At 63.1% G+C, this 18,531-nt stretch carries 19 protein-coding genes; 12 read left to right on the top strand and 7 right to left on the bottom strand.

What is annotated here, in order from left to right; genetic code table 11:
* Positions 1–11: 11 nt before the first annotated feature.
* The 6 genes from FNA67_RS16510 to FNA67_RS16485 all read right to left on the bottom strand — a co-directional run bounded on the left by FNA67_RS16510 (position 12) and on the right by FNA67_RS16485 (position 6,289).
* The gene (locus FNA67_RS16510; protein WP_147657032.1) at positions 12–1,307 is read right to left on the bottom strand and encodes an efflux RND transporter periplasmic adaptor subunit; all 1,296 of its coding nucleotides are present in this window, start codon (positions 1,305–1,307) and stop codon (positions 12–14) included.
* Positions 1,308–1,471: 164 nt separating this feature from the next.
* Positions 1,472–2,302: a 3-mercaptopyruvate sulfurtransferase gene (gene sseA / locus FNA67_RS16505; RefSeq protein ID WP_147657030.1), complete on the bottom strand. Its 831-nt coding sequence runs from the start codon at positions 2,300–2,302 to the stop codon at positions 1,472–1,474.
* A gap of 82 nt (positions 2,303–2,384) precedes the next feature.
* Positions 2,385–3,449, bottom strand: coding sequence for an ABC transporter ATP-binding protein (locus FNA67_RS16500; RefSeq protein ID WP_147657027.1), 1,065 nt, complete (start codon positions 3,447–3,449; stop codon positions 2,385–2,387).
* Positions 3,449–4,243 (bottom strand): ABC transporter permease, encoded by a 795-nt coding sequence (locus FNA67_RS16495; protein ID WP_147657025.1) that lies wholly within the window; start codon positions 4,241–4,243, stop codon positions 3,449–3,451. Before FNA67_RS16495 ends, FNA67_RS16500 begins: the two co-directional genes overlap by 1 nt.
* Positions 4,240–5,079, bottom strand: coding sequence for an ABC transporter permease (locus tag FNA67_RS16490; protein WP_147658225.1), 840 nt, complete (start codon positions 5,077–5,079; stop codon positions 4,240–4,242). Before FNA67_RS16490 ends, FNA67_RS16495 begins: the two co-directional genes overlap by 4 nt.
* A 100-nt stretch (positions 5,080–5,179) precedes the next feature.
* On the bottom strand, positions 5,180–6,289 hold the full coding sequence (locus FNA67_RS16485; RefSeq protein WP_147657023.1) for an ABC transporter substrate-binding protein: 1,110 nt from the start codon (positions 6,287–6,289) through the stop codon (positions 5,180–5,182).
* A 391-nt stretch (positions 6,290–6,680) separates the two neighbouring features.
* Here FNA67_RS16485 and FNA67_RS16480 point away from each other — a divergent pair, with 391 nt between their 5' ends.
* From FNA67_RS16480 to FNA67_RS16445, 8 genes are all read left to right on the top strand, one after another.
* Positions 6,681–7,571: an alpha/beta hydrolase gene (locus FNA67_RS16480; protein WP_147657021.1), complete on the top strand. Its 891-nt coding sequence runs from the start codon at positions 6,681–6,683 to the stop codon at positions 7,569–7,571.
* An 85-nt stretch (positions 7,572–7,656) separates the two neighbouring features.
* Positions 7,657–8,925, top strand: a complete 1,269-nt coding sequence (locus tag FNA67_RS16475) for an imelysin family protein (protein WP_147657019.1) — start codon at positions 7,657–7,659, stop codon at positions 8,923–8,925.
* 70 nt (positions 8,926–8,995) lie between these two features.
* Positions 8,996–10,507 (top strand): di-heme oxidoreductase family protein, encoded by a 1,512-nt coding sequence (locus FNA67_RS16470; RefSeq protein ID WP_244616372.1) that lies wholly within the window; start codon positions 8,996–8,998, stop codon positions 10,505–10,507.
* Entirely contained in the window at positions 10,507–11,577 is a 1,071-nt protein-coding gene (locus tag FNA67_RS16465; protein WP_147657015.1) for an imelysin family protein, read from the top strand. Before FNA67_RS16470 ends, FNA67_RS16465 begins: the two co-directional genes overlap by 1 nt.
* A gap of 13 nt (positions 11,578–11,590) precedes the next feature.
* Complete coding sequence (locus FNA67_RS16460) at positions 11,591–12,682, top strand: DUF1513 domain-containing protein (protein ID WP_244616371.1); 1,092 nt, start codon at positions 11,591–11,593, stop codon at positions 12,680–12,682.
* A gap of 145 nt (positions 12,683–12,827) precedes the next feature.
* Positions 12,828–13,616 (top strand): ThuA domain-containing protein, encoded by a 789-nt coding sequence (locus FNA67_RS16455; RefSeq protein ID WP_147657010.1) that lies wholly within the window; start codon positions 12,828–12,830, stop codon positions 13,614–13,616.
* The gene (locus FNA67_RS16450; RefSeq protein ID WP_147657008.1) at positions 13,617–14,660 is read left to right on the top strand and encodes a Gfo/Idh/MocA family protein; all 1,044 of its coding nucleotides are present in this window, start codon (positions 13,617–13,619) and stop codon (positions 14,658–14,660) included. It begins immediately after the preceding gene.
* A 148-nt stretch (positions 14,661–14,808) separates the two neighbouring features.
* Positions 14,809–15,066, top strand: a complete 258-nt coding sequence (locus FNA67_RS16445; RefSeq protein ID WP_147657006.1) for a GlsB/YeaQ/YmgE family stress response membrane protein — start codon at positions 14,809–14,811, stop codon at positions 15,064–15,066.
* A gap of 43 nt (positions 15,067–15,109) precedes the next feature.
* Here FNA67_RS16445 and FNA67_RS16440 read toward each other — a convergent pair whose 3' ends face one another.
* Positions 15,110–15,577 carry an SRPBCC family protein gene (locus FNA67_RS16440; RefSeq protein ID WP_147657004.1) on the bottom strand — a complete coding sequence of 156 codons (468 nt, stop codon included), beginning with the start codon at positions 15,575–15,577 and terminating at the stop codon, positions 15,110–15,112.
* 66 nt (positions 15,578–15,643) lie between these two features.
* Here FNA67_RS16440 and FNA67_RS16435 point away from each other — a divergent pair, with 66 nt between their 5' ends.
* From FNA67_RS16435 to FNA67_RS16420, 4 genes are all read left to right on the top strand, one after another.
* A complete protein-coding gene (locus FNA67_RS16435; RefSeq protein ID WP_147657002.1) occupies positions 15,644–15,967 on the top strand; it encodes an ArsR/SmtB family transcription factor in 324 nt (107 codons plus the stop codon).
* Positions 15,968–16,044: 77 nt separating this feature from the next.
* The gene (locus FNA67_RS16430) at positions 16,045–16,707 is read left to right on the top strand and encodes a ThuA domain-containing protein (protein WP_147657000.1); all 663 of its coding nucleotides are present in this window, start codon (positions 16,045–16,047) and stop codon (positions 16,705–16,707) included.
* Between the two features lie 84 nt (positions 16,708–16,791).
* The gene (locus FNA67_RS16425; protein ID WP_147656998.1) at positions 16,792–17,658 is read left to right on the top strand and encodes a cytochrome b/b6 domain-containing protein; all 867 of its coding nucleotides are present in this window, start codon (positions 16,792–16,794) and stop codon (positions 17,656–17,658) included.
* Complete coding sequence (locus FNA67_RS16420) at positions 17,655–18,446, top strand: molybdopterin-binding protein (RefSeq protein ID WP_049706178.1); 792 nt, start codon at positions 17,655–17,657, stop codon at positions 18,444–18,446. Before FNA67_RS16425 ends, FNA67_RS16420 begins: the two co-directional genes overlap by 4 nt.
* The last annotated feature ends 85 nt before the right edge of the window (positions 18,447–18,531 follow it).

Below are 18,531 nucleotides of genomic sequence, written 5' to 3'. Positions count from 1 at the left end.
CCTGTCCCCAATTACTGCTGTGTCGCCGCGGGCTGCTGGCCGCCGCCCTTGTGGGTATTGCCCTGGGTCTGGCCTTGGCCCTGCGCGCCCTGGCCTTGTCCCTGACCCTGCTGCCCGTTCCCCTGGCCTTGCTGTCCGCCACCCTGCCCAAGCACGCGGACCGCACTGCCGTCGGAAAGTTGTAGCACGCCTTCGGTGACGACCTCCTCACCTTCCTTGACGTCGCCCGTCACAAGGATGCCATCGCTGTTGCGCTGGACGATCTGCACCATGCCCTTGCCGACCTTGCCCTCGGCCAGCTTCCAGACATAGGGCCCGGCTGCCGACCACTGGATCGCCAGGGGGTCGACCGAAGCGAACTGCTCGCCGGGGAAGTCGAGCGTCACGGCGAACGACATGCCTGCGCGCATCAGCTTCTGATCGTTGGGAATGAGCGCCTGGACCTGCAGGGTGCGGCTTGCCGGATCGACGCGGTTATCGATGGCATTGACCGAACCGGTAAAGGTCTGGCCGGGGAGCGCCGTGGCGCTGGCTTCGATGGCCATGCCGGGCTTGATCAGGGGAGCGAAACGCTCGGGTACCCAGAAGGTCACCAGGAGCTGGGAATCGTCCTCGATCGTCGTCACCGCGGCGTTCGAGCTGAGATAGTTGCCGGGCGTCACCTGCATCAGCCCCACAGTGCCGCCGATGGGGGCCACGATCGAGCGACGATCGAGTGCCAGCTTGGCGTTGCGGAAGTCGAGAGCAGCCTGGTCGTTGGCGAGTTGGGCGGTCGTGAGCGCCGCTGCCGAGACCGAGTTGGACTTCTGCAGTTCCGTGCTGCGCTTGAGTGCGTCCTCTGCATTCTTGGCAGCGAGGGAGGCCTTGTCGAACGCGATCTGTTCGGCCTGGGAGTCGAGGTGGCCGATAATGTCGCCTGCCTTGACCACGTCGCCGGGTGAAACCAGCAGCTCATTGAGCGTACCGCCCGATTGCGAGGTGACGGTCACCGAGTGCAGCGCCGAGCCGTCGCCGATGGCAGAAAGCTTGTTGTTGATGATGGAGGAGGTGACCGGCTTGGTAGCGACCGTAATCGTCCGCGCGCCGCCGCCCCGTTGCCCGCCGGGAGCACCCTGGCCGCCCTGGCCGCCGGCGCCGCGACCCTGGGGCGCGCCTGCCGTTTGCCCCCCGCTCTGCTGCGACGTTTCGCCGCCGGGGAGGGTGATCCCGACCCGGGCGAGGTTTTCGCGCGCGCCGGGCACCAGGAACACATAGCCGGCAACCGCCAGGACCAAAACGACAATGGTTACGAGCAGTTGCTTTAACAAGCTGATATTCCTTGGCTTTTATCAAAAATGGTCGCAATTGCCAGTATCGCGGCCGCGCCGGTACCAGCGGCCGCGAGAAAGGGCGGACCTGCGAAAAGCCTAGCAGCGCCTTGAAACGCTGCACGTTAAATCGCGGTAAGGCGCGCTAACGCTTGGTAAGGAAGCTATCGCTCGACAGGCGTGGAGGGCGCACCGCCCCATTCCGTCCAGGACCCGTCGTAAACCGCCACGTCGCGAGCCCCGGCAACTTCGAGCGCCAGGGCCAGCGTCGATGCGGTAATGCCCGAACCGCATGAGGTCGTGATGGGCTTTTCCAGGTCTATGCCGCTTTGCGCGAACAGGGCCTTCAACTCATCGGCCGGCTTGAGGATGCCGTCCTGCGTCAGAAGCCCCACGGGGACGTTGAGGCTGCCCGGGATGTGCCCGGACCTGAGCCCCGCGCGCGGTTCGGGCTCGGTGCCCGCGAAGCGCCCAGCCGATCGTGCATCCACCACCTGGCGGGCGTTGGTCTGGACATTGTCCAGCATCTGGTCGAGCGAGCGGACGAAGTCGGCATCGAAATGCGCCGAGAAGCTGGCAGACTCGATGCTGGGCGCGCCGCTTTCGAGCGGGCGCTGCTCGGCGCGCCATTTGGGCGCTCCGCCCTCGAGGATACGCACATCTGGGGCACCCATGGCCCGGAAGGTCCACCACACGCGCGGAGCGGATTGGAGCCCGATCTCGTCATAGATGACGATCGTCTGCCTGTCGCTGATGCCGAGGGCGCCGACCATGCGCTCGAACTCCTCCGGAGTGGGGAGCATGTGCGGCAGGTCGGTGGTCTTGTCGGCTATCGCGTCAATGTCGAAGAAGACGGCGCCGGGAAGATGGCTGACGAGAAAGTCGGCTGCCGGGTCGCGCTTGGCCGCTGGCATGTACCAGCTCGCGTCGACAAGCGCGACAGACGAAGAATGCAGGTTGGCGGCGAGCCAATCGGTAGTGACGAAAGGGGACAAGATCGAGACTCCAGAGCTGCCCGGAAGGATACGGAGCACCACGGTTGATGCAAGGGGCCTGGCCGCGCCTCAGTGGCGTATCTCAGTTGAGAAGCAGGATGTCGTCGGAATTGATCGCCACTTTCACCCGCTCGTTGAGGGCTGGGGGCGGGGTATGCTTGTCGTTGAACGTATCCAGGCTCACCGAGTTCTTGCCGAGGTCGACGCGCAGGCGGATGACGGACCCCAGGAAATGCACTTCCGAAACCGTGCCTTCGAGTTCGATGTCCTGCCCATTGGGCTTGCCTAGCGTCACCGCCTCGGGGCGCAATGTCAGCGATATCGCGGAATTGGTGGCGATGTCGGGAGGCAGACTGGCGAGCACGGCGGATTGCCCATCGATCGAAACGCGCCGCGCTGCAGCATCAGTCACCGTCGCCTCGATCGTATTGAGGGTGCCGACGAACTGGGCGACGAATTTCGTCTGTGGGCGATTATAGATTTCGAACGGGGCGCCGACCTGTTCGACATGGCCGGCATTGAGCACCACGATGCGGTCGGAGATCGAGAGCGCCTCTTCCTGATCGTGCGTCACGAAAACGGTCGTGATGCCCAGGTCACGCTGGATGGCCCGGATCTCCTGGCGCAGCGAGACGCGGATCTTGGCATCAAGCGCCGAGAGCGGCTCGTCGAGTAGCAGCATGCGTGGGCGCGGGGCCAGGGCGCGAGCGAGGGCAACGCGCTGCTGCTGGCCTCCCGACAGTTCGAAGGGAAACCGCTTATCGAAGCCGGAGAGACCGATCAGCTTGAGCATTTCGGCCACACGGGACTGCCGCTCTTCCTTGCCGACGCCGGCGACCTTGAGGCCGAAAGCGACGTTGTCGGCGACATTCATGTTGGGGAAGAGGGCGTAGGCCTGGAAGACCATGCCGATCTGGCGCTGGTTCGGGTTGAGGTCGGTAATGTCCTTGCCGTCCACGACGATGCGTCCGGTCGTCGGGCGCTCGAAGCCGGCGATCATGCGCAGGATCGTGGTCTTGCCGCAGCCCGAGGGGCCGAGGAGGGAGATGAACTCGCCCTTGTCGAAGGCCAGGTCGACTCCGTGGATGACGGTGTTTTCGCCGAATTTCTTGACGATGTTCTCGATGGAAAGAAACGGCGTGGCCATCAATCGGTCCTGGCGGCGGTTTTGGGGGCGAAGCGGGCGAGAAGCTGGATCATGCCCATGGCGCCCCAGGTGAAGACGAACGAAATGATCGCCAGCGCTGCCGGCTCAAAGGCGCGGTTGGCGCCTACGTTCTGGAGGTAGGGGCCGAAGGCCGGGCGATTGAGGAGGCTGGCGATGGTGAACTCGCCCATGACGATGGCGAGCGTCAGGAAGGCGCCCGAGAGCACCGCCACGATGATGTTGGGGAAGATGACCCGGGAAATGATGGTGAACTGGTTGGCGCCCAGGATATTGGCCGCTTCGGTGAGCGTCTGCACGTCGATGGTGCGCAAGCCCGTGTCGACCGCCCGATACATGTAGGGCAGCGCCAGCGCCACGTACCCGAAAGTCAGCAGGATGTCGGTGCCCAGCGCACTGCCCGTCAGGGGCAGCCAGCTCGAGGAGTTGTAGAGCTTGATGTAGCCGAAGACGAGGATGATGGCGGGAATGATCAACGGCAGGAGCGTCACGAACTCGATGATCGGCCGAAGGGCCGGAAGGCGCAGGCGCACCAGGTAGGCGGCGGGCACGACGATGAAGACACCGACCAGGATGGCCGCCAACCCCACCACGAGCGAGTAGGTGAACGTCGCCTGGAAGCGACCGTCCGAGAAGACGTTCATGTAGGCATCGAACGTGTAGCCCTCGCGACGGATGCGCAGGGAGAATTCGAACGTTGCCAGCAATGGGATGAGGAAATAGGCGGCGCCTAGGGCGAAGATCACCCAGGCCCAGGGTTGTCCGCGCTTCTTCATTTCAGCCACCGTTCCGCCCGCGTCCGGACGATGAGATAGAGCACGTTGGCGAACGCGGTGACCACGATCATGCCCAGAGCCAGTGCGGCGCCGAGGCCAGGGTTGTGCAGGACGTCGCCACGGATCTGCGCATAGAGCAGGATCGGCACGATGTTGAGCGAGGAGCCGGTCAGCGCGTAGGCCGTGGCGATGGCGCCGAAGGCATTGGCGAAGAGCAGCGAGAGCGTGCCCAGTAGGTTGGGCCAGAGCACCGGCAAGCCGACATAGCGCCAGAATTGTGCCGGTGTTGCGCCAAGCGTCGCCGCTGCCTCGCTCCATTCCTTCTTGAGGCCATCGATGGCCGGCGCGATGATGAGGATCATCAGCGGTATCTGGAAGTAGAGGTAGGTAATCGTCAGGCCCCAGAAACTGAGGATGTTGAAGCCGGCCTTGTAGATATCCAGGCCGATCAGCTTGAGGATCACGGTCATCAGCCCCAACCGCCCGAGGGTGGCGAGGAAGGCGAAGGCCAGCGGAATGCCGGCGAAGTTCGAGGCCACGCCCGAAAAGGTGAGGACGGCCGAGCGGATACCCTCCGGGAGCCGCCCGCGGATCACGGCGAGCGCGATCACCAGGCCGATCACTGCGCCGAGAAAGGCGGAGGCGGCCGAAACGCGGATGGAAATCCAGAAGGAGGCGACGATCTGGGGAGAGCCCAGGTCGAGGATGTTCTGAAGCGTGAAGTTGCCGGCATCGTCGAGGAACGCCGCGCCCACGAGAAACAGCGTGGGGGCGATCAGGAACATCACGGCAAAGACGAGAAACGGCACAACCCCGAGGAACTCGCTCAGGCGCATGCCGCCGAAAAAGCTCAAGGGGTTGGGGGAGGCGGCGACAACCGGCCCGGATTGCTCCGAGCCGGCCGTCTTGTTGGCGATCGGGCCAGCGGTGTCCGTATTACTGGACATTGGCCCCGACGACCGAGTCCCAATCCTTGGTGATGATCGCCTTGGCGGCGTTCTGTTCATCCACGGTTGGGAAGACGGCCTTGGCGTAGTTGGCGGCCGGCGGAAGTGCGTCGAGCAGTTCCTGCGGGATCTTGCCGTTGTCGGCCAGGTCGTTGAAGCGGATCGGGTGGCAATAGCCCTTGAGCCAGCCAAGCTGACCTTCGTCCGAATAGAGATACTCCATCCAGAGCTTGGCCGCGTTGGGGTGCGGGGCGTAGGCCGAGATGGCCTGGACGTAGACACCGGCGACCACCGCATCGGACGGGATGATGACTTCGGCCTTGGGGTTGCCTGCAAAGCCATCGCGCCAGGCCAGGGCGTTGTAATCCCAGGCGATGACAATCGGGGTGGTGCCCTGGGCAAGCGAGGCGGCCTTGCCGATCACGGGCACGAAGTTGCCCTTGGCGTTGACGTCGGCGAAGAACTTGAGGCCGGCATTGGCGGCGTCCTCGGCGGTCTTGCCGCCAGCGGCGAGGCCGGCAGCGTAGACGCTCTGGATGGCCTGGGCCGAAGCGCGCGGGTCGCCGGCGAGGGCGACGGCGTTGGCGTAATCGGCACCGGTCAGTTCAGCCCACGAGGTCGGAGCCTTGGAGACGAGGTCGCTGTTCACGAGGAAAGCCATGGCGCCGTAATAGTCACCGTACCAGTAGCCGTCGGCATCCTTGGCGCTGTCGGGGATCGTATCCCAGGTGGAGACCTTGTAGGGCTGGATGAGGCCGTCGGCCTTGGCGGAGGGACCGAAGGGCAGGCCGACGTCGATCACGTCGGGAGCCTGGGGACCGGTGTTGTCCTTGTTGGCCTTGATGGCTTCGATTTCATCGGCCGAGCCGGCGTCCGGGTTCAACTCGTTGACGGTGATGCCGGGATACTTGGCCTTGAAGCCGTCGATCACAGCGCCATAGCCGCACCAGTCGTGCGGCAGCGCGATGACGGTGAGCTGGCCTTCGCCCTTTGCGGCTTCGTAAAGCGCATTGAGATCGGTCTGAGCGAATGACGGGGCGGCCGACGCGATGAGCGCTACGACCGATACCGACACGACACACGCTTTCTGGAAAGTCATCCTGCGTCTCCATGTTGTTATGTCTTGGTGACTTATTGACGGCGTCGCCAAGGACCGCGGCTGCTTACGTTTGCCAGATGACACTCGCATGACAGATTTCCGACGATGGCGTTAAGCGCGCGCAAGCCCCAAAAGGCAACTTCTACGGGGACTTACGAGTCCTTCGGCAAATGGCCGGATCCGGGTTCCCTCCCACACCGTGATCTTGATTAAGCACTGAATGTGACACTTCGTCCAGCATGTACACGGACCAATTGTTTCACTGAAATGGCGCCGGGAAACGCAAGGAAACTGTGAACAAGACCTGGGCTCGTCTTGGGAAACGCTGTTTTTCATTTGCGCGGCGGAGAACTGGTCGGCCTTCATCGGCGCGCTTTGGGAGGAGCACGTCATGATGAAATGGATTCTTGGGCTGGCCGCAGGTCTGCTCACCGCCGGCGCCGCATTCGGAGCCGGCATCGTCGAATACAAGCTTTCGGCGCCGAGCCCGACCTTGGGCAGGCCCATACCCTATGCGGTCTACAAGCCGTTTCCATTTCCCGCCGAAGGAGAGCGGTGGCCGGTCGTCTACCTGTTGCACGGCCTGACCGGAGCGGATGGCGACTGGTTTACCTGGGGTAATCTGGGTCCCATTCTCGACCGCGCCATTGCCGAAGGACGCATCAAGCCGATGGTGGTGGTGGCGCCGGGGGCGGGCGACAGCTGGTATGTCGACAATCCCGATGCGGGCGGCCTGGGGCTGGTCGAGACCGCTTTCACCACCGACCTGATAGCGGCCATCGATGCCAGCCTGCCTACGGCAGCCTGTCGTGAAGGTCGCGCGATAGGCGGGCTTTCGATGGGCGGATGGGGCGCCTTGCTGATGACCTTCGATCACCCCGAGCTCTTCACGGCGGCGATCAGTCTTTCAGGTGCGCTGCACCAGCCCATGGTCAAGGACGATCCGCGGCTGCGCTGGGACCTGGCAGGGCTTTACAAGGGTGCCTTCGGGACGCCTTTCGACATGGCGCGGTTCAACAAGGCCAACCCTTTCAATCACATGCGCGGCCTACGCCGGGCCGAGGACAAGCCGAACTTCTGGCTCTGCATTGGTGATCGTGACTATCCCGATCTCATCGCTGCAAACGTGCTCATGCACCAGAAGCTGCTGGAAGCAGGCTTGGATAGCCATCTGCGCATTGCGGCCGGGCGGCATTACTGGGAGACCTGGCAGCAGTCGATCGTTCCGGCGCTGGAGTGGCTGTCGCCTCAATTGTCGAGCGGCTGCCGTGCCGGTTCTTAGACTCGTTCCAGACTGCGTCGATTTTTCTGGATAACGCCAGTCAGCTTTGTTAGTCCGCCCTCAAACGAGCAGTTTGGAGGACCGGATGCATACCTATCGCAAGGGCGCGCTTTGGGCATTGGGGCTGGCGGCGGGGCTGATGGTCCTGCCCGCGGTTGCCGCGCCGACAGAGGCGGAAGTCATCAAGACCTATGGCGATATCGCGCTGGCGGGCTACGAAGATTCCCTGACAACAGCCAAGGCACTCGATGGCGCGATCGACGCCCTCATCGCTCGCCCTAACGAAGACACGCTCAAGGCAGCGCGCGAGGCCTACAAGGCGGCGCGCGTGCCCTACCAGCAGACCGAGGCCTATCGCTTCGGCAATGCTGTGGTCGACGACTGGGAGGGACGGGTCAACGCCTGGCCGCTCGATGAGGGCCTCATCGACTATGTCGACGCGGGTATCTATGGGGCCGAGAGCGACGAAAATGCACTCTACACGGCCAATGTCATCGCCAATCCCAAGCTGCCGATCGCGGGTGAGGAAGTCGATGCTTCGACGATCACGCCGGACCTGATCGCCAACAAGCTCCAGGAAGCGGGTGGTATCGAGGCCAACGTCGCTACCGGCTACCACGCCATCGAGTTCCTGCTCTGGGGCCAGGACCTCAACGGCACCGGCCCCGGCGCCGGCAATCGCCCGGCTACCGATTACGACACGGCCAACTGCACGAACGGCAATTGCGATCGGCGCGCCCAGTACCTCAAGGCGGCGTCCACGCTGCTGGTTTCCGATATCGAGGAGATGATCGGCAACTGGCAGGATGGCGGGGCGGCACGCAAGGCAGCCGAGGAAGGTGGTCTTGCCGCTATCCTCACCGGGATGGGCTCGCTCTCCTATGGCGAACTGGCCGGTCAGCGCATGAAACTTGGCCTGCTGCTGCATGACCCGGAAGAGGAGCACGAGTGCTTCTCGGACACCACGGCCGCCGTCTACCTCTATGACGTGGAAGGCATCCGCAACGTCTATCTGGGCGCCTACAAGCGCATCGATGGTTCTGAGGTGAAGGGCGCCTCGCTGTCCGAATACGTCGCGGCCACGGATGCTGCTGCCGACAGCGAATTGCGCGGACTGCTCGATGCCAGCGTCAAGACCTTCGAGGGTCTCAAGGAGCGCAGCGAGACTGTCGAGGCCTTCGACCAGATGATCGGGGAAGGCAATGAAGCGGGCAATGCCGCGGTTCAGGGGGGCATCGATGCACTCATCGCCCAGACTCGGGCCATTGAGCGCGTCGTGGCCCTGCTCAAGCTCGACAACGTCACGATCGAGGACAGCGACAGCCTTTCCAATCCGGATGCTGTCTTCCAGTAAGAATTCGACTCCGGGGCGCCGCGCCATTATGGATGCGGCGCCCACCCATTCGCCTACAGGCGCATCGCCAATGCACAAGACCCTCACCGCGCTCCTGGCCCTCGTCATTTCGGCTGGACTTGCTTTTGCGCAGGATGGGGGAGGGGTGCGCTCCGACCTGACGCCGAAGGACCTCGAGAGGGTTCGGGCGGTCACTGCACCCACACAGGATTTCTCCAAGCCCGAGCGGTTCGAACTGCTTCCCGCCGGCGCCGCGACCACCAAGAAGCTCGTCAACCGCGACAGCTTTTCGCTCCCCTCCGCCAACCTTTCGTTCGAGCAGCAGGAGCGCTTCAATCTGGGCAACGGGTTCTTCACCAAGCTCTGGGTTTCGGCGCCATCCTCTACCAAGGCGTCGGACGGACTGGGCCCGCTGTTCAACTCGCGCGGGTGCCAGAACTGCCACCTCAAGGATGGCCGCGGGCATCCGCCCTTCAATCCGGGCGAGAGCTCGGAATCGATGTTCCTGCGCCTTTCCGTTCCGGCAACTACAGCCGCGCAAAAGAGCGCCATCGCCAACCACGAGACCGACGTCATCGCAGAGCCCACCTACGGCACGCAGCTCCAGGAGAGCGCAGTGCCGGGCCTGCGTGGCGAAGGGCACATGCAGGTCACCTATGAAGACGTGCCGGTGACGTTGGGGGATGGAACGGTAGTGACGCTACGCAAGCCCACCTATTCGGTCGCCGACCTCGGTTACGGCCCGATGGCCCCCGACGTGATGCTGTCTCCGCGTGTTACTCCGCAGATGATCGGCCTGGGCCTGCTCGAAGCCGTGCCCGTCGAGGATATTCTTGCCAATGCCGATCCCGGGGACCGGGATGGCGATGGGGTTTCGGGCAAGCCCAACTGGGTGCACGACCCCGTCTCGGGCAAGGTTGCGCTTGGACGTTTCGGGTGGAAGGCAGGCGCGCCCAGTATCCGGGTCCAGGCGGCGCACGCCTTTGCCGGCGACCTTGGCATTTCGACGCCCCTGGTCAACCAGTCGTTCGGCGACTGCACGGCCAACCAGCAGCAATGCCTTTCCATGCCGACGGGCGACAACGCCGCCGGTGAATCCGAAGCGCCCGATCCGATCCTCGACCTTGTGACCTTCTACTCCCAGAACCTTGGCGTGCCGCAGCGGCGCGGCTTCGACGATCCCAAGGTGCTGGCCGGCAAGCAGGCCTTTTACGAAGCCGGCTGTGCCACGTGCCACGTGCCGAAGTTCGTCACCAGCCGGAAGGCCGAGGTGGATGCCCTGCGTTTCCAGCTCATCTGGCCCTATAGCGATCTCTTGCTCCACGACATGGGAGACGGGCTGGCCGACCTGCGGCCCGAGGGCGATGCCCATGGCTATGAATGGCGCACGCCGCCGCTTTGGGGCATCGGGCTGACGGAGACGATTTCAGGCCACACGCTGTTCCTCCACGACGGGCGGGCACGCAGTCTCACCGAGGCAGTGCTCTGGCATGGCGGCGAGGCCCAGAAGGCGCGCGATGCCTTCACCCGCATGACGAAAACCGAACGCGATGCCCTCATTGCCTTCCTGGAGTCGCTCTGATGCGCCTGTTCCTTGCTGCCGCCTTCGCACTTGCCACTACGCCTGTCCTGGCCCAGGCACCCGTCACCACGGGTGAGGTGATTTCGGCCGCGGTTGAGGACTTCATTCGCCCCGGCTTCCACGAACTGGCGACGAGCGCCGCTTCCATGAAGGATGGGATTGCCGCGCTTTGTGCAACGCCCTCGGAAGAGCACCTTTCGGTCGGCAGGGACGGGTTCAAGGCCGTAGTCCTTGCATATTCCGGCGTCGAGTTCGTTCATGTCGGTCCCTTGGGTTCGAACAACCGGATCGAGCGCATGCTGTTCTGGCCCGACCGCAAGGGCATCGCCCTCAAGCAGGTGCAGCAGGCTCTGGCGGCGGAAGACGCGAGCGCAACCAATCCCAAGGACCTGGCGGGCAAGAGCGTGGCCATGCAGGGGTTGGGCGCGCTCGAATACCTGTTGTTCGGTACAGGTGCCGAGGAACTGGCGGGGTCTGGTGGCGCCTATCGTTGCAGTTTCGCCGCTTCGATCGCCGCGCTCATCGGCGAGGTGACTGCGGAGATGGATGCCGAATGGAGCGACCCACAAGGGATCAGCACAGCCCTCGAAAATCCCAGGCCGGATGCGGATGACTACCGTACGCAGACCGAAGTACTCGAAAAGCTCGCTGCCTCGCTGGTTCACGGCACCGAAGCGATCCGCGATCAACGCGTCCTGCCGATTCTGGGGACCAGCGCCGGTCAGCCCAAGCCGAAGTCGGCATTGTTCTGGCGTTCGGGCATGACTGTCCCGGCGCTTGCGGCCAATTTCTCGGGGCTTTCCGATTTCTTTGCCAAGGCACGCTTCCCCGAGGTAATGGGCGCCGACAATGCCTGGATTGCCAATGGCGCCGAATTCGAGTTCGCCAATGCCAAGCGGGCGCTGGCGGTCATCACCTCGCCCATGGATGAGGCTGTGGCCGATCCTAAGCAGTTCAAGGCGCTCGAATATCTGGTGATCGTCACGAAATCCCTGGACACGCTGGTAGGCGAAGACCTCTCGGCGGCGCTGGGCCTTTCGGTCGGTTTCTCAGCGCTCGACGGCGACTGAGGGAGGCATGGCGATGTGGCAGCGAAGGGCATTCCTCAAGGCAGCAGGCGCCGGGTTTGCCGCCTCGCTGCTGCCGCGGCGTGCCGCAGCGCTCGATCGGGCCGAACTTGTCTTCGCCTCCGCCATCCAGCGCCGGCAGGGCGGTTTCGCCGCTGCCCTGGTCACCGAGCGGGGTGACCTGGTTTCCAGCGTCGATCTGCCGGACCGCGGCCACGACATCACTTATTCTCCCGTAACCGGAAAGGCGGTCGTGTTTGCGCGCCAGCCGGGAACGTTCGCGGTGGTATTCGATGCGCGCGGGGGCGACCTGCCAGTTACCCTGACCAGCGTTCCGGGGCGTCATTTCTTTGGCCACGGCGTCTTCTCGCCCGATGGTCGCTTGCTCTATGCCACCGAGAACGATTTCGAGAATGCGCGCGGCGTGGTCGGCATCTTCGATGCTACCGACGGCTATCGGCGGATTGGAGAATTCGACACCTACGGGACCGGCCCGCACGAAATCATCCTGATGCCGGACAACCGAACCTTCGTCATTGCCAATGGCGGCATCGAAACCCATCCGGATTACGGGCGAAGCGAACTCAACATCGACACGATGGACCCCTCGCTCGCGTTCGTGGACTCCTCGGACGGTCGCCTCATCGGCCAAATGCGCCTCTCGTCCGACCTCCATCAGGTCTCTATCCGCCACATGGTGGTCGACTATGCCAACCGCGTCTGGTTCGGCTGCCAGTTCCGCGGACCGGCCGAAGAGCGCCCGCAACTGGTCGGGTATGCTACGCTGGATGGAGAAATCCGGCTCATCGAACTTTCCCACGATCACCTAACCTCGCTCGACAACTATGTCGGCGCCATCGAGGTTTCCGCGGACCGTGCAATGATCGCCGTGTCGTCCTCCACGGGCAACACCATCCTGGCCATCGATGCCGACACCACCAGGCCCCTCGGCAGCACCACAATGCGAAGCGGCTCGGGCCTGGCTCGCGATTCCAAAGGCTTCGTGGCCACCAGCGGCTGGGGCGAAATGATGGGTGTTGCCGGTTCGACAGCTCCGCACCATCAGTTCGATTTCAATTTCGACGCCCACTTGCGTCGCGTTGGCTAATCGCTGTAGACCTTGCACGGGAAACTTCCAAAGCGCTTTGGAAAAGGGCGTGCGGGAGCGCAAAGAACAGCCTAGCCTTTTTCGTCTCGGCCAAGAGGAGGGGTCGCGGCGAGCCGGAAACCACCCTACCTCTCTGGAGATCTCGATGCCGATCCGCACGCTCGTTTGGGGCGAAAACGTCCACGAACAGAAGAACCAGGTTGTCGCGGACAACTATCCGAACGGAATGCACAACGCGATTGCCAAGCTGCTTTCGCCCGATTCCAACATCTCCACCGCAACCGCCACGCTCCAGGAACCCGAGCATGGCCTGACGGTCGAAAAACTCGCCGATACCGACGTGCTGATCTGGTGGGGTCACGCCGCGCATGGCGATGTCCAGGACGAGATCGTCGAACGTGTCGCCAAGCGCGTTTGGGAAGGCATGGGCCTGATCGTCTTGCATTCCGGGCACTTTTCCAAGATTTTCAAGCGTCTGATGGGAACGCCTTGCGCGCTTTCCTGGCGCGAGGCGGGCGAGCGTGAGCGCCTGTGGGTCGTCAACCCGGGTCACCCGATCGCCAAGGGGCTGCCGCAGTATTTCGAGCTCGAGAACGAAGAGATGTACGGCGAACCCTTCTCGGTGCCCGAGCCGCTCGAGACCGTTTTCGTCTCCTGGTTCCAGGGCGGGGAAGTGTTCCGTTCGGGCCTTACCTATCGTCGCGGCGCCGGCAACATCTTCTACTTCCGTCCGGGCCACGAGACCTACCCGACCTATCACGACGAGACGGTTGGCCAGGTGCTGCGCAACGCGGTCAACTGGGCCTACAACCCAAACCGCTTTGAGTGGATCACCGACGCGCCGAACCGTCCGGTCGAAGAGGCGATCGAGAAGATCGAGGAACGGGGTCCCAAGCTTCACCACGGTCGTGGCCGCCAGGAGGGGATGCGCTAAATGCGTCTGCTGATTTTGGGCACTGGGGGCATGGCCAACCAGCATGCCAAGCACTTTGCCGCCATCGACGGCGTCACCTTGGTGGGTGGCGTCGACGTCGATCCGAAGCGGGTCGAGGCGTTCAATACCGCGCACAACATCCCCAACGCCTTTCCATCGCTCGATGCGGCGCTGGCCTGGGGCGAGTTCGATGCCATCGCCAACGTGACGCCCGATGCGATTCACCATCCGACCTCGATGGCGGCAATCGCGGCCGGCAAGCACGTGTTCTGTGAAAAGCCGCTGGCGACGGACTATGCCAAGGCCATGGAGATGACCGAGGCCGCCGAAAAGGCGGGCGTGGTCAACATGGTCAACCTCACCTACCGCAACGTGGCCCAGCTTCAGCGTGCGCGCCAGATTGTGCAGTCGGGTGAGATCGGCAAGGTCAAGCACGTCGAGGCCAGCTACCTGCAGAGCTGGCTGGTGTCCAAGGCCTGGGGCGACTGGCGCACCGAAAGCCAGTGGCTGTGGCGCCTGTCCAAGAAGCACGGCTCGAACGGCACGCTTGGCGATATCGGCATCCATATCCTGGACTTCGCCGTCTATGGCGCGGGCAGCGATATCGATCATGTGTTCTGCCGCCTCAAGACGTTCGACAAGGCACCCGGCAACAAGATCGGTGAATATGACCTGGACGCCAATGACAGCTTCGCCATGACGCTGGAGCTCGAGAACGGTGCCTTGGGCGTGGTGCACGCCACCCGCTGGGCTACCGGTCACTTCAACGAGCTGCGGCTGCGCGTCTACGGGGAGAAGGGCGGCGTGGAAGTTCAGCACCGCCACGACTGGAGCAAGCTCCTAGTTTGCTCAGGCGAAGATGCCGAGACAGGCACCTGGAAGGAAGTCGCGGTCGAACCGGTCGAGACCAACTACCAGCGTTTTGCCAAGGCCGTGGCTCAGGGCAAGACCATGGAGCCCAGCTTCCGCCACGCGGCCAACATCCAGAAGGTGCTCGATACCGCCGTCGTCACCGAACAGGATCGGCACGAACACACGGTCTGAGCCGCTGTGACCGAGATGATCGGGCCCGCCACGGCGGGCCCTTTCTTTTTGTGCCCAGCTTGAGCGGGATCGGCAAACTCAGGCGCGGCCATTGCAACCAACCCCTTGGTTCCCCAATTATTCCCCCGACCAACATGGGGAGCGTCACATGGGAATTCTCTGGGCCATCATCATTGGCTTTATCGCCGGCATCATCGCCAAACTCCTGACAGGAGGAGGCTCGGAGCCGCGCGGCTTCATCCTCACCACCGTGCTCGGCATCGTCGGCGGGGTCGTCGGCACATGGCTCGGGCAAGTCGTCGGGCTCTATGGCCCGGGTGAGAATGGCGGCTTCATCGCCGCCATCGTCGGTGCCGTCGTACTCCTCTTGATCTGGCGCGCATTCGTGCGCAGCACCGCCCGCTAGGCACTTCGCACCTCCCCGGTCGTTCCAGTCGGCCGGGGAGAGCTTATTTATAGAAGCCCTCGCGCAGATTGATGCCGTGCTCGAGCCAGACCTTCATGGCGCACAGCATTCCCGTCCAGCCTTCGCAATTGCCATAGGACGCCTTGAGGCCCTTGGCCGTCTCGCGCCAGCCTTCCTCGGTGATCTGCACAAGCGTGCGGCCATCCTCCAATTGTTCGAATGTCATGGTGACTGTGGTGTCGTGCGGGGAGGCCGTTTCACCCTCGGGCGCATCGTCTGCCGCGCCCCAGTGCAGCACGATCTTCTTGTCGGGTACGACCTCGACCACCTGCACGGGGAAGGCCCCGGGGAAATCCGCAAAATCCCAGGTCACGGTCGAGCCGGTCTCGAGCCGCCCCTTCGCGCCTCCGGTCGTGAAGAAGTGAGACAGGTGTTCGGGGTTGACCACCGCCTCGAAAACCTCGCTTGCCGGTCGGGCGATGCGTCCGGCGACGTTGAACTTCAGATCCATCTTCCGTCTCCTCTCGGGAAGGCCTTTCTGCTTGCGTTCGAAGAACATATGTTATAATTATATAACATGTCAAACGACGCAGAAAATGACAAGATTTTCAAGGCGCTGAGCAATTTCCGCCGCCGCAATATTCTCGATGCGCTCAAGGATAATCCGCAGACGACCGGCGCGCTGTGCGATGCCTTTGCCGATCTCGACCGCTGCACGGTGATGCAGCACCTCAGGGTGCTCGAGGAGGCTGACCTCATCATCGTCAAGCGCCAGGGGCGGGAACGCTGGAATTATCTCAATCCGCTGCCGATCAGGGAAATCTTCGATCGCTGGATCGGCCAGTACGCTGGCAACGCGGTGGAGAAGCTGGGCCGGCTCAAGTCGGATCTTGAAGGGTAGGGACGCGGGGCTGGGGGCTGGCAACGCGCCGCGATTCAGTTATCGTCCCCCCGCGTTTTTCCCGGGGGGAGTGAAGCATGCGCAGCGCTTTGATCGTCTATGGAGGCTGGGAAGGGCACGACCCGGAAGAGTGCGCGGCGCTCTATCGACGCTGGTTGCACGAGGATGGGTTCAGCGTGCGCGTGGAGAACAGCACCAAGGCATTTGCCGATCCTGCCATTCACGACCTGTCGTTGATCGTGCCCATCTACACCATGTCCAGGATCGAGAAGGACGAGGTCGAGAACCTCACCAAAGCGGTTGAGAACGGCGTGGGTCTGGCCGGCCACCACGGCGGCATGAGCGATGCATTCCGCGATGCGGTCGAGTACCAGTTCATGGTAGGGGGGCAGTGGGTGGCGCATCCTGGCAACATCATCGACTTCACCGTCGACGTGACCCGGCCCGACGATCCGATCATGGCGGGCATCAAGACGCCCATGGCCTATCGCAGCGAGCAGTACTACATGCACGTCGATCCTTCCAACGAGGTGCTGGCGACCACCACCTTCAGTGGCGAGCACGCATGGTGGATCAAGGATGTGGTGATGCCGGTGGTCTGGAAGCGCCATCACGGCAAGGGCCGCGTGTTCCACTCCACGCTCGGGCATTCGGTCAAGGAATTCAGCGAGTTCCCCGATATGGCGACCATCGTCCGGCGTGGCATCAACTGGGCGGCGCGGGACGAACAAGCCCCGTGATTCCTACGGCGTAAGTCGCTGACAAGTGACTTGAAACTTCCCTTCGAAGCGTGCCGTTTCTTTGCAGGCACATGGAGGGTGAATATGTCTGCCGAGACCGCCGGATCGACAAGCGAGGCAAGCAGGCCCCAAAAGGGGCCGCTGGTCTATCGCCAGGCGCTGCTGACGCGCATTACGCACTGGACCTGGGCGATCGCGCTCTTTTTCATGCTGCTTTCGGGGCTGCAGATCTTCAACGCCCATCCCGCGCTCTATATCGGGCAGGAGTCCGGTTTCGAATACGACAACGCCGTGTTGGCAATGTACGGCGTTACCAAGGATGGGGCAGCCGTCGGCCAGACCCGGGCCTTCGGCCAGACTTTCGATACGACCGGTGTTTTTGGGGTGAGCGGCACGCCCGAGCGGCCGACCTATCGCGGCTTTCCGAGCTGGGCGACCATTCCGTCCTACCAGGATCTGGCGACCGGTCGGGTTGTCCACTTCTTCTTCGGCTGGATATTGGTCGCCGCTCTCTTCGTCTGGTTCCTTTCCAGCCTCGTGAACGGTCACATCCGGCGCGACGTGCTGCCGATGGGGGAGGACATCAAGGGATTGCCGCAGGATGTCGCAGACCACGCGCGCCTGCGGTTCCACCATGGCCGCAGCTACAACGCGCTTCAGAAGATCGCCTACAGCGTCGTGTTCTTCATCCTCTTCCCCCTCATCATCACCACGGGCCTCACAATGAGTCCGGGAATGGACGCCGCTTTCCCCTGGCTGCTCGACCTCTTCGGCGGACGCCAGACCGCCCGCACCATCCATTTCTCGGTCATGGCCCTGCTGGTGCTGTTCTTCATCGTGCACATCCTGATGGTCTTTGCCGCTGGTCCCATCAACGAACTGCGCTCGATGATCACCGGGTGGTACCGCACCAGCCCCAATACGCCGCGCCAGGAAGGAGACCGCCCATGAGCAAGCTGATGGTGACACGTCGCCGGTTCCTCGGCCTGAGCGCCGCTGGCGCGTCTTCGCTGGTCCTGGCCGGCTGCGACCAGTTCGATTTTCTCGGAGACCGCGAAAACCAGGTTCGTGGCGTCCTGAGCAAGGCCAACGATCTTACCTATCACGTGCAGCGGGCGCTGGTCGGCCAGCAGGCGCTGGCCCGGGAATATTCGGAGAGCGAGATCCGGCAGGGTCAGCGTCCGAACGGCTCGCGCGATCCGGATACCGCCGAGTATCTAGCGCTCAAGGCAAACGATTTTGCCGACTACCGGCTCAAGATCACCGGACTGGTCGAAAACCCCGCGAGCTACTCGCTGGCGGAGCTGCGCAACATGCCAGAGCGCACTCAGATCACGCGCCACGATTGCGTGGAAGGCTGGAGCTGCATCGCCAAATGGACAGGCACCCAGCTCGGTCCGCTGCTCGATGCGGCCAAGGTCAAGGCAAACGCGCGCTTCATCGTGTTCCATTGCTACGATGACATGGGATCGCTGTTCTCAGGCCCCGAGCTCTATTACGAAAGCTGCGACTTGGTGGATGGGCACCACCCGCAGACCATTCTTGCCTACGGCCTCAACGGGCAGACGCTGCCTGTTGCAAATGGAGCGCCGGTTCGCGTGCGCATCGAGCGGGCGCTTGGCTACAAGCAGCCCAAATATGTGCATACCATCGAGCTGGTCGACGGGTTCTCCCAGTTCGGCAAGGGCAAGGGCGGGTATTGGGAAGACCACGGCTATGATTGGTATGGCGGCATCTAGACCCGGCGGGGACCAGCCCGCATAGCTCCCCTGCAAATCCAAAAAAGCTGAATTGCCTTGCTTTTCGGCGGCGTTTGCACCATCT

The organism is Youhaiella tibetensis (assembly GCF_008000755.1).
Classification (GTDB): Bacteria; Pseudomonadota; Alphaproteobacteria; order Rhizobiales; family Devosiaceae; genus Paradevosia; species Paradevosia tibetensis.
This window is presented reverse-complemented; position numbering and strand designations above follow the sequence as displayed.

What these genes read in the sequence shown, in the direction of transcription:
- FNA67_RS16500 (WP_147657027.1), bottom strand. Translation starts at nt 3,449, where the DNA reads ATGGCCACGCCGTTTCTTTCCATCGAGAACATCGTCAAGAAATTCGGC.
- FNA67_RS16495 (WP_147657025.1), bottom strand. Translation starts at nt 4,243, where the DNA reads ATGAAGAAGCGCGGACAACCCTGGGCCTGGGTGATCTTCGCCCTAGGC.
- FNA67_RS16490 (WP_147658225.1), bottom strand. Translation starts at nt 5,079, where the DNA reads ATGCGCCTGAGCGAGTTCCTCGGGGTTGTGCCGTTTCTCGTCTTTGCC.
- FNA67_RS16485 (WP_147657023.1), bottom strand. Translation starts at nt 6,289, where the DNA reads ATGACTTTCCAGAAAGCGTGTGTCGTGTCGGTATCGGTCGTAGCGCTC.
- FNA67_RS16480 (WP_147657021.1), top strand. Translation starts at nt 6,681, where the DNA reads ATGATGAAATGGATTCTTGGGCTGGCCGCAGGTCTGCTCACCGCCGGC.
- FNA67_RS16475 (WP_147657019.1), top strand. Translation starts at nt 7,657, where the DNA reads ATGCATACCTATCGCAAGGGCGCGCTTTGGGCATTGGGGCTGGCGGCG.
- FNA67_RS16470 (WP_244616372.1), top strand. Translation starts at nt 8,996, where the DNA reads ATGCACAAGACCCTCACCGCGCTCCTGGCCCTCGTCATTTCGGCTGGA.
- FNA67_RS16465 (WP_147657015.1), top strand. Translation starts at nt 10,507, where the DNA reads ATGCGCCTGTTCCTTGCTGCCGCCTTCGCACTTGCCACTACGCCTGTC.
- FNA67_RS16460 (WP_244616371.1), top strand. Translation starts at nt 11,591, where the DNA reads ATGTGGCAGCGAAGGGCATTCCTCAAGGCAGCAGGCGCCGGGTTTGCC.
- FNA67_RS16455 (WP_147657010.1), top strand. Translation starts at nt 12,828, where the DNA reads ATGCCGATCCGCACGCTCGTTTGGGGCGAAAACGTCCACGAACAGAAG.
- FNA67_RS16450 (WP_147657008.1), top strand. Translation starts at nt 13,617, where the DNA reads ATGCGTCTGCTGATTTTGGGCACTGGGGGCATGGCCAACCAGCATGCC.
- FNA67_RS16445 (WP_147657006.1), top strand. Translation starts at nt 14,809, where the DNA reads ATGGGAATTCTCTGGGCCATCATCATTGGCTTTATCGCCGGCATCATC.
- FNA67_RS16440 (WP_147657004.1), bottom strand. Translation starts at nt 15,577, where the DNA reads ATGGATCTGAAGTTCAACGTCGCCGGACGCATCGCCCGACCGGCAAGC.
- FNA67_RS16435 (WP_147657002.1), top strand. Translation starts at nt 15,644, where the DNA reads ATGTCAAACGACGCAGAAAATGACAAGATTTTCAAGGCGCTGAGCAAT.
- FNA67_RS16430 (WP_147657000.1), top strand. Translation starts at nt 16,045, where the DNA reads ATGCGCAGCGCTTTGATCGTCTATGGAGGCTGGGAAGGGCACGACCCG.
- FNA67_RS16425 (WP_147656998.1), top strand. Translation starts at nt 16,792, where the DNA reads ATGTCTGCCGAGACCGCCGGATCGACAAGCGAGGCAAGCAGGCCCCAA.
- FNA67_RS16420 (WP_049706178.1), top strand. Translation starts at nt 17,655, where the DNA reads ATGAGCAAGCTGATGGTGACACGTCGCCGGTTCCTCGGCCTGAGCGCC.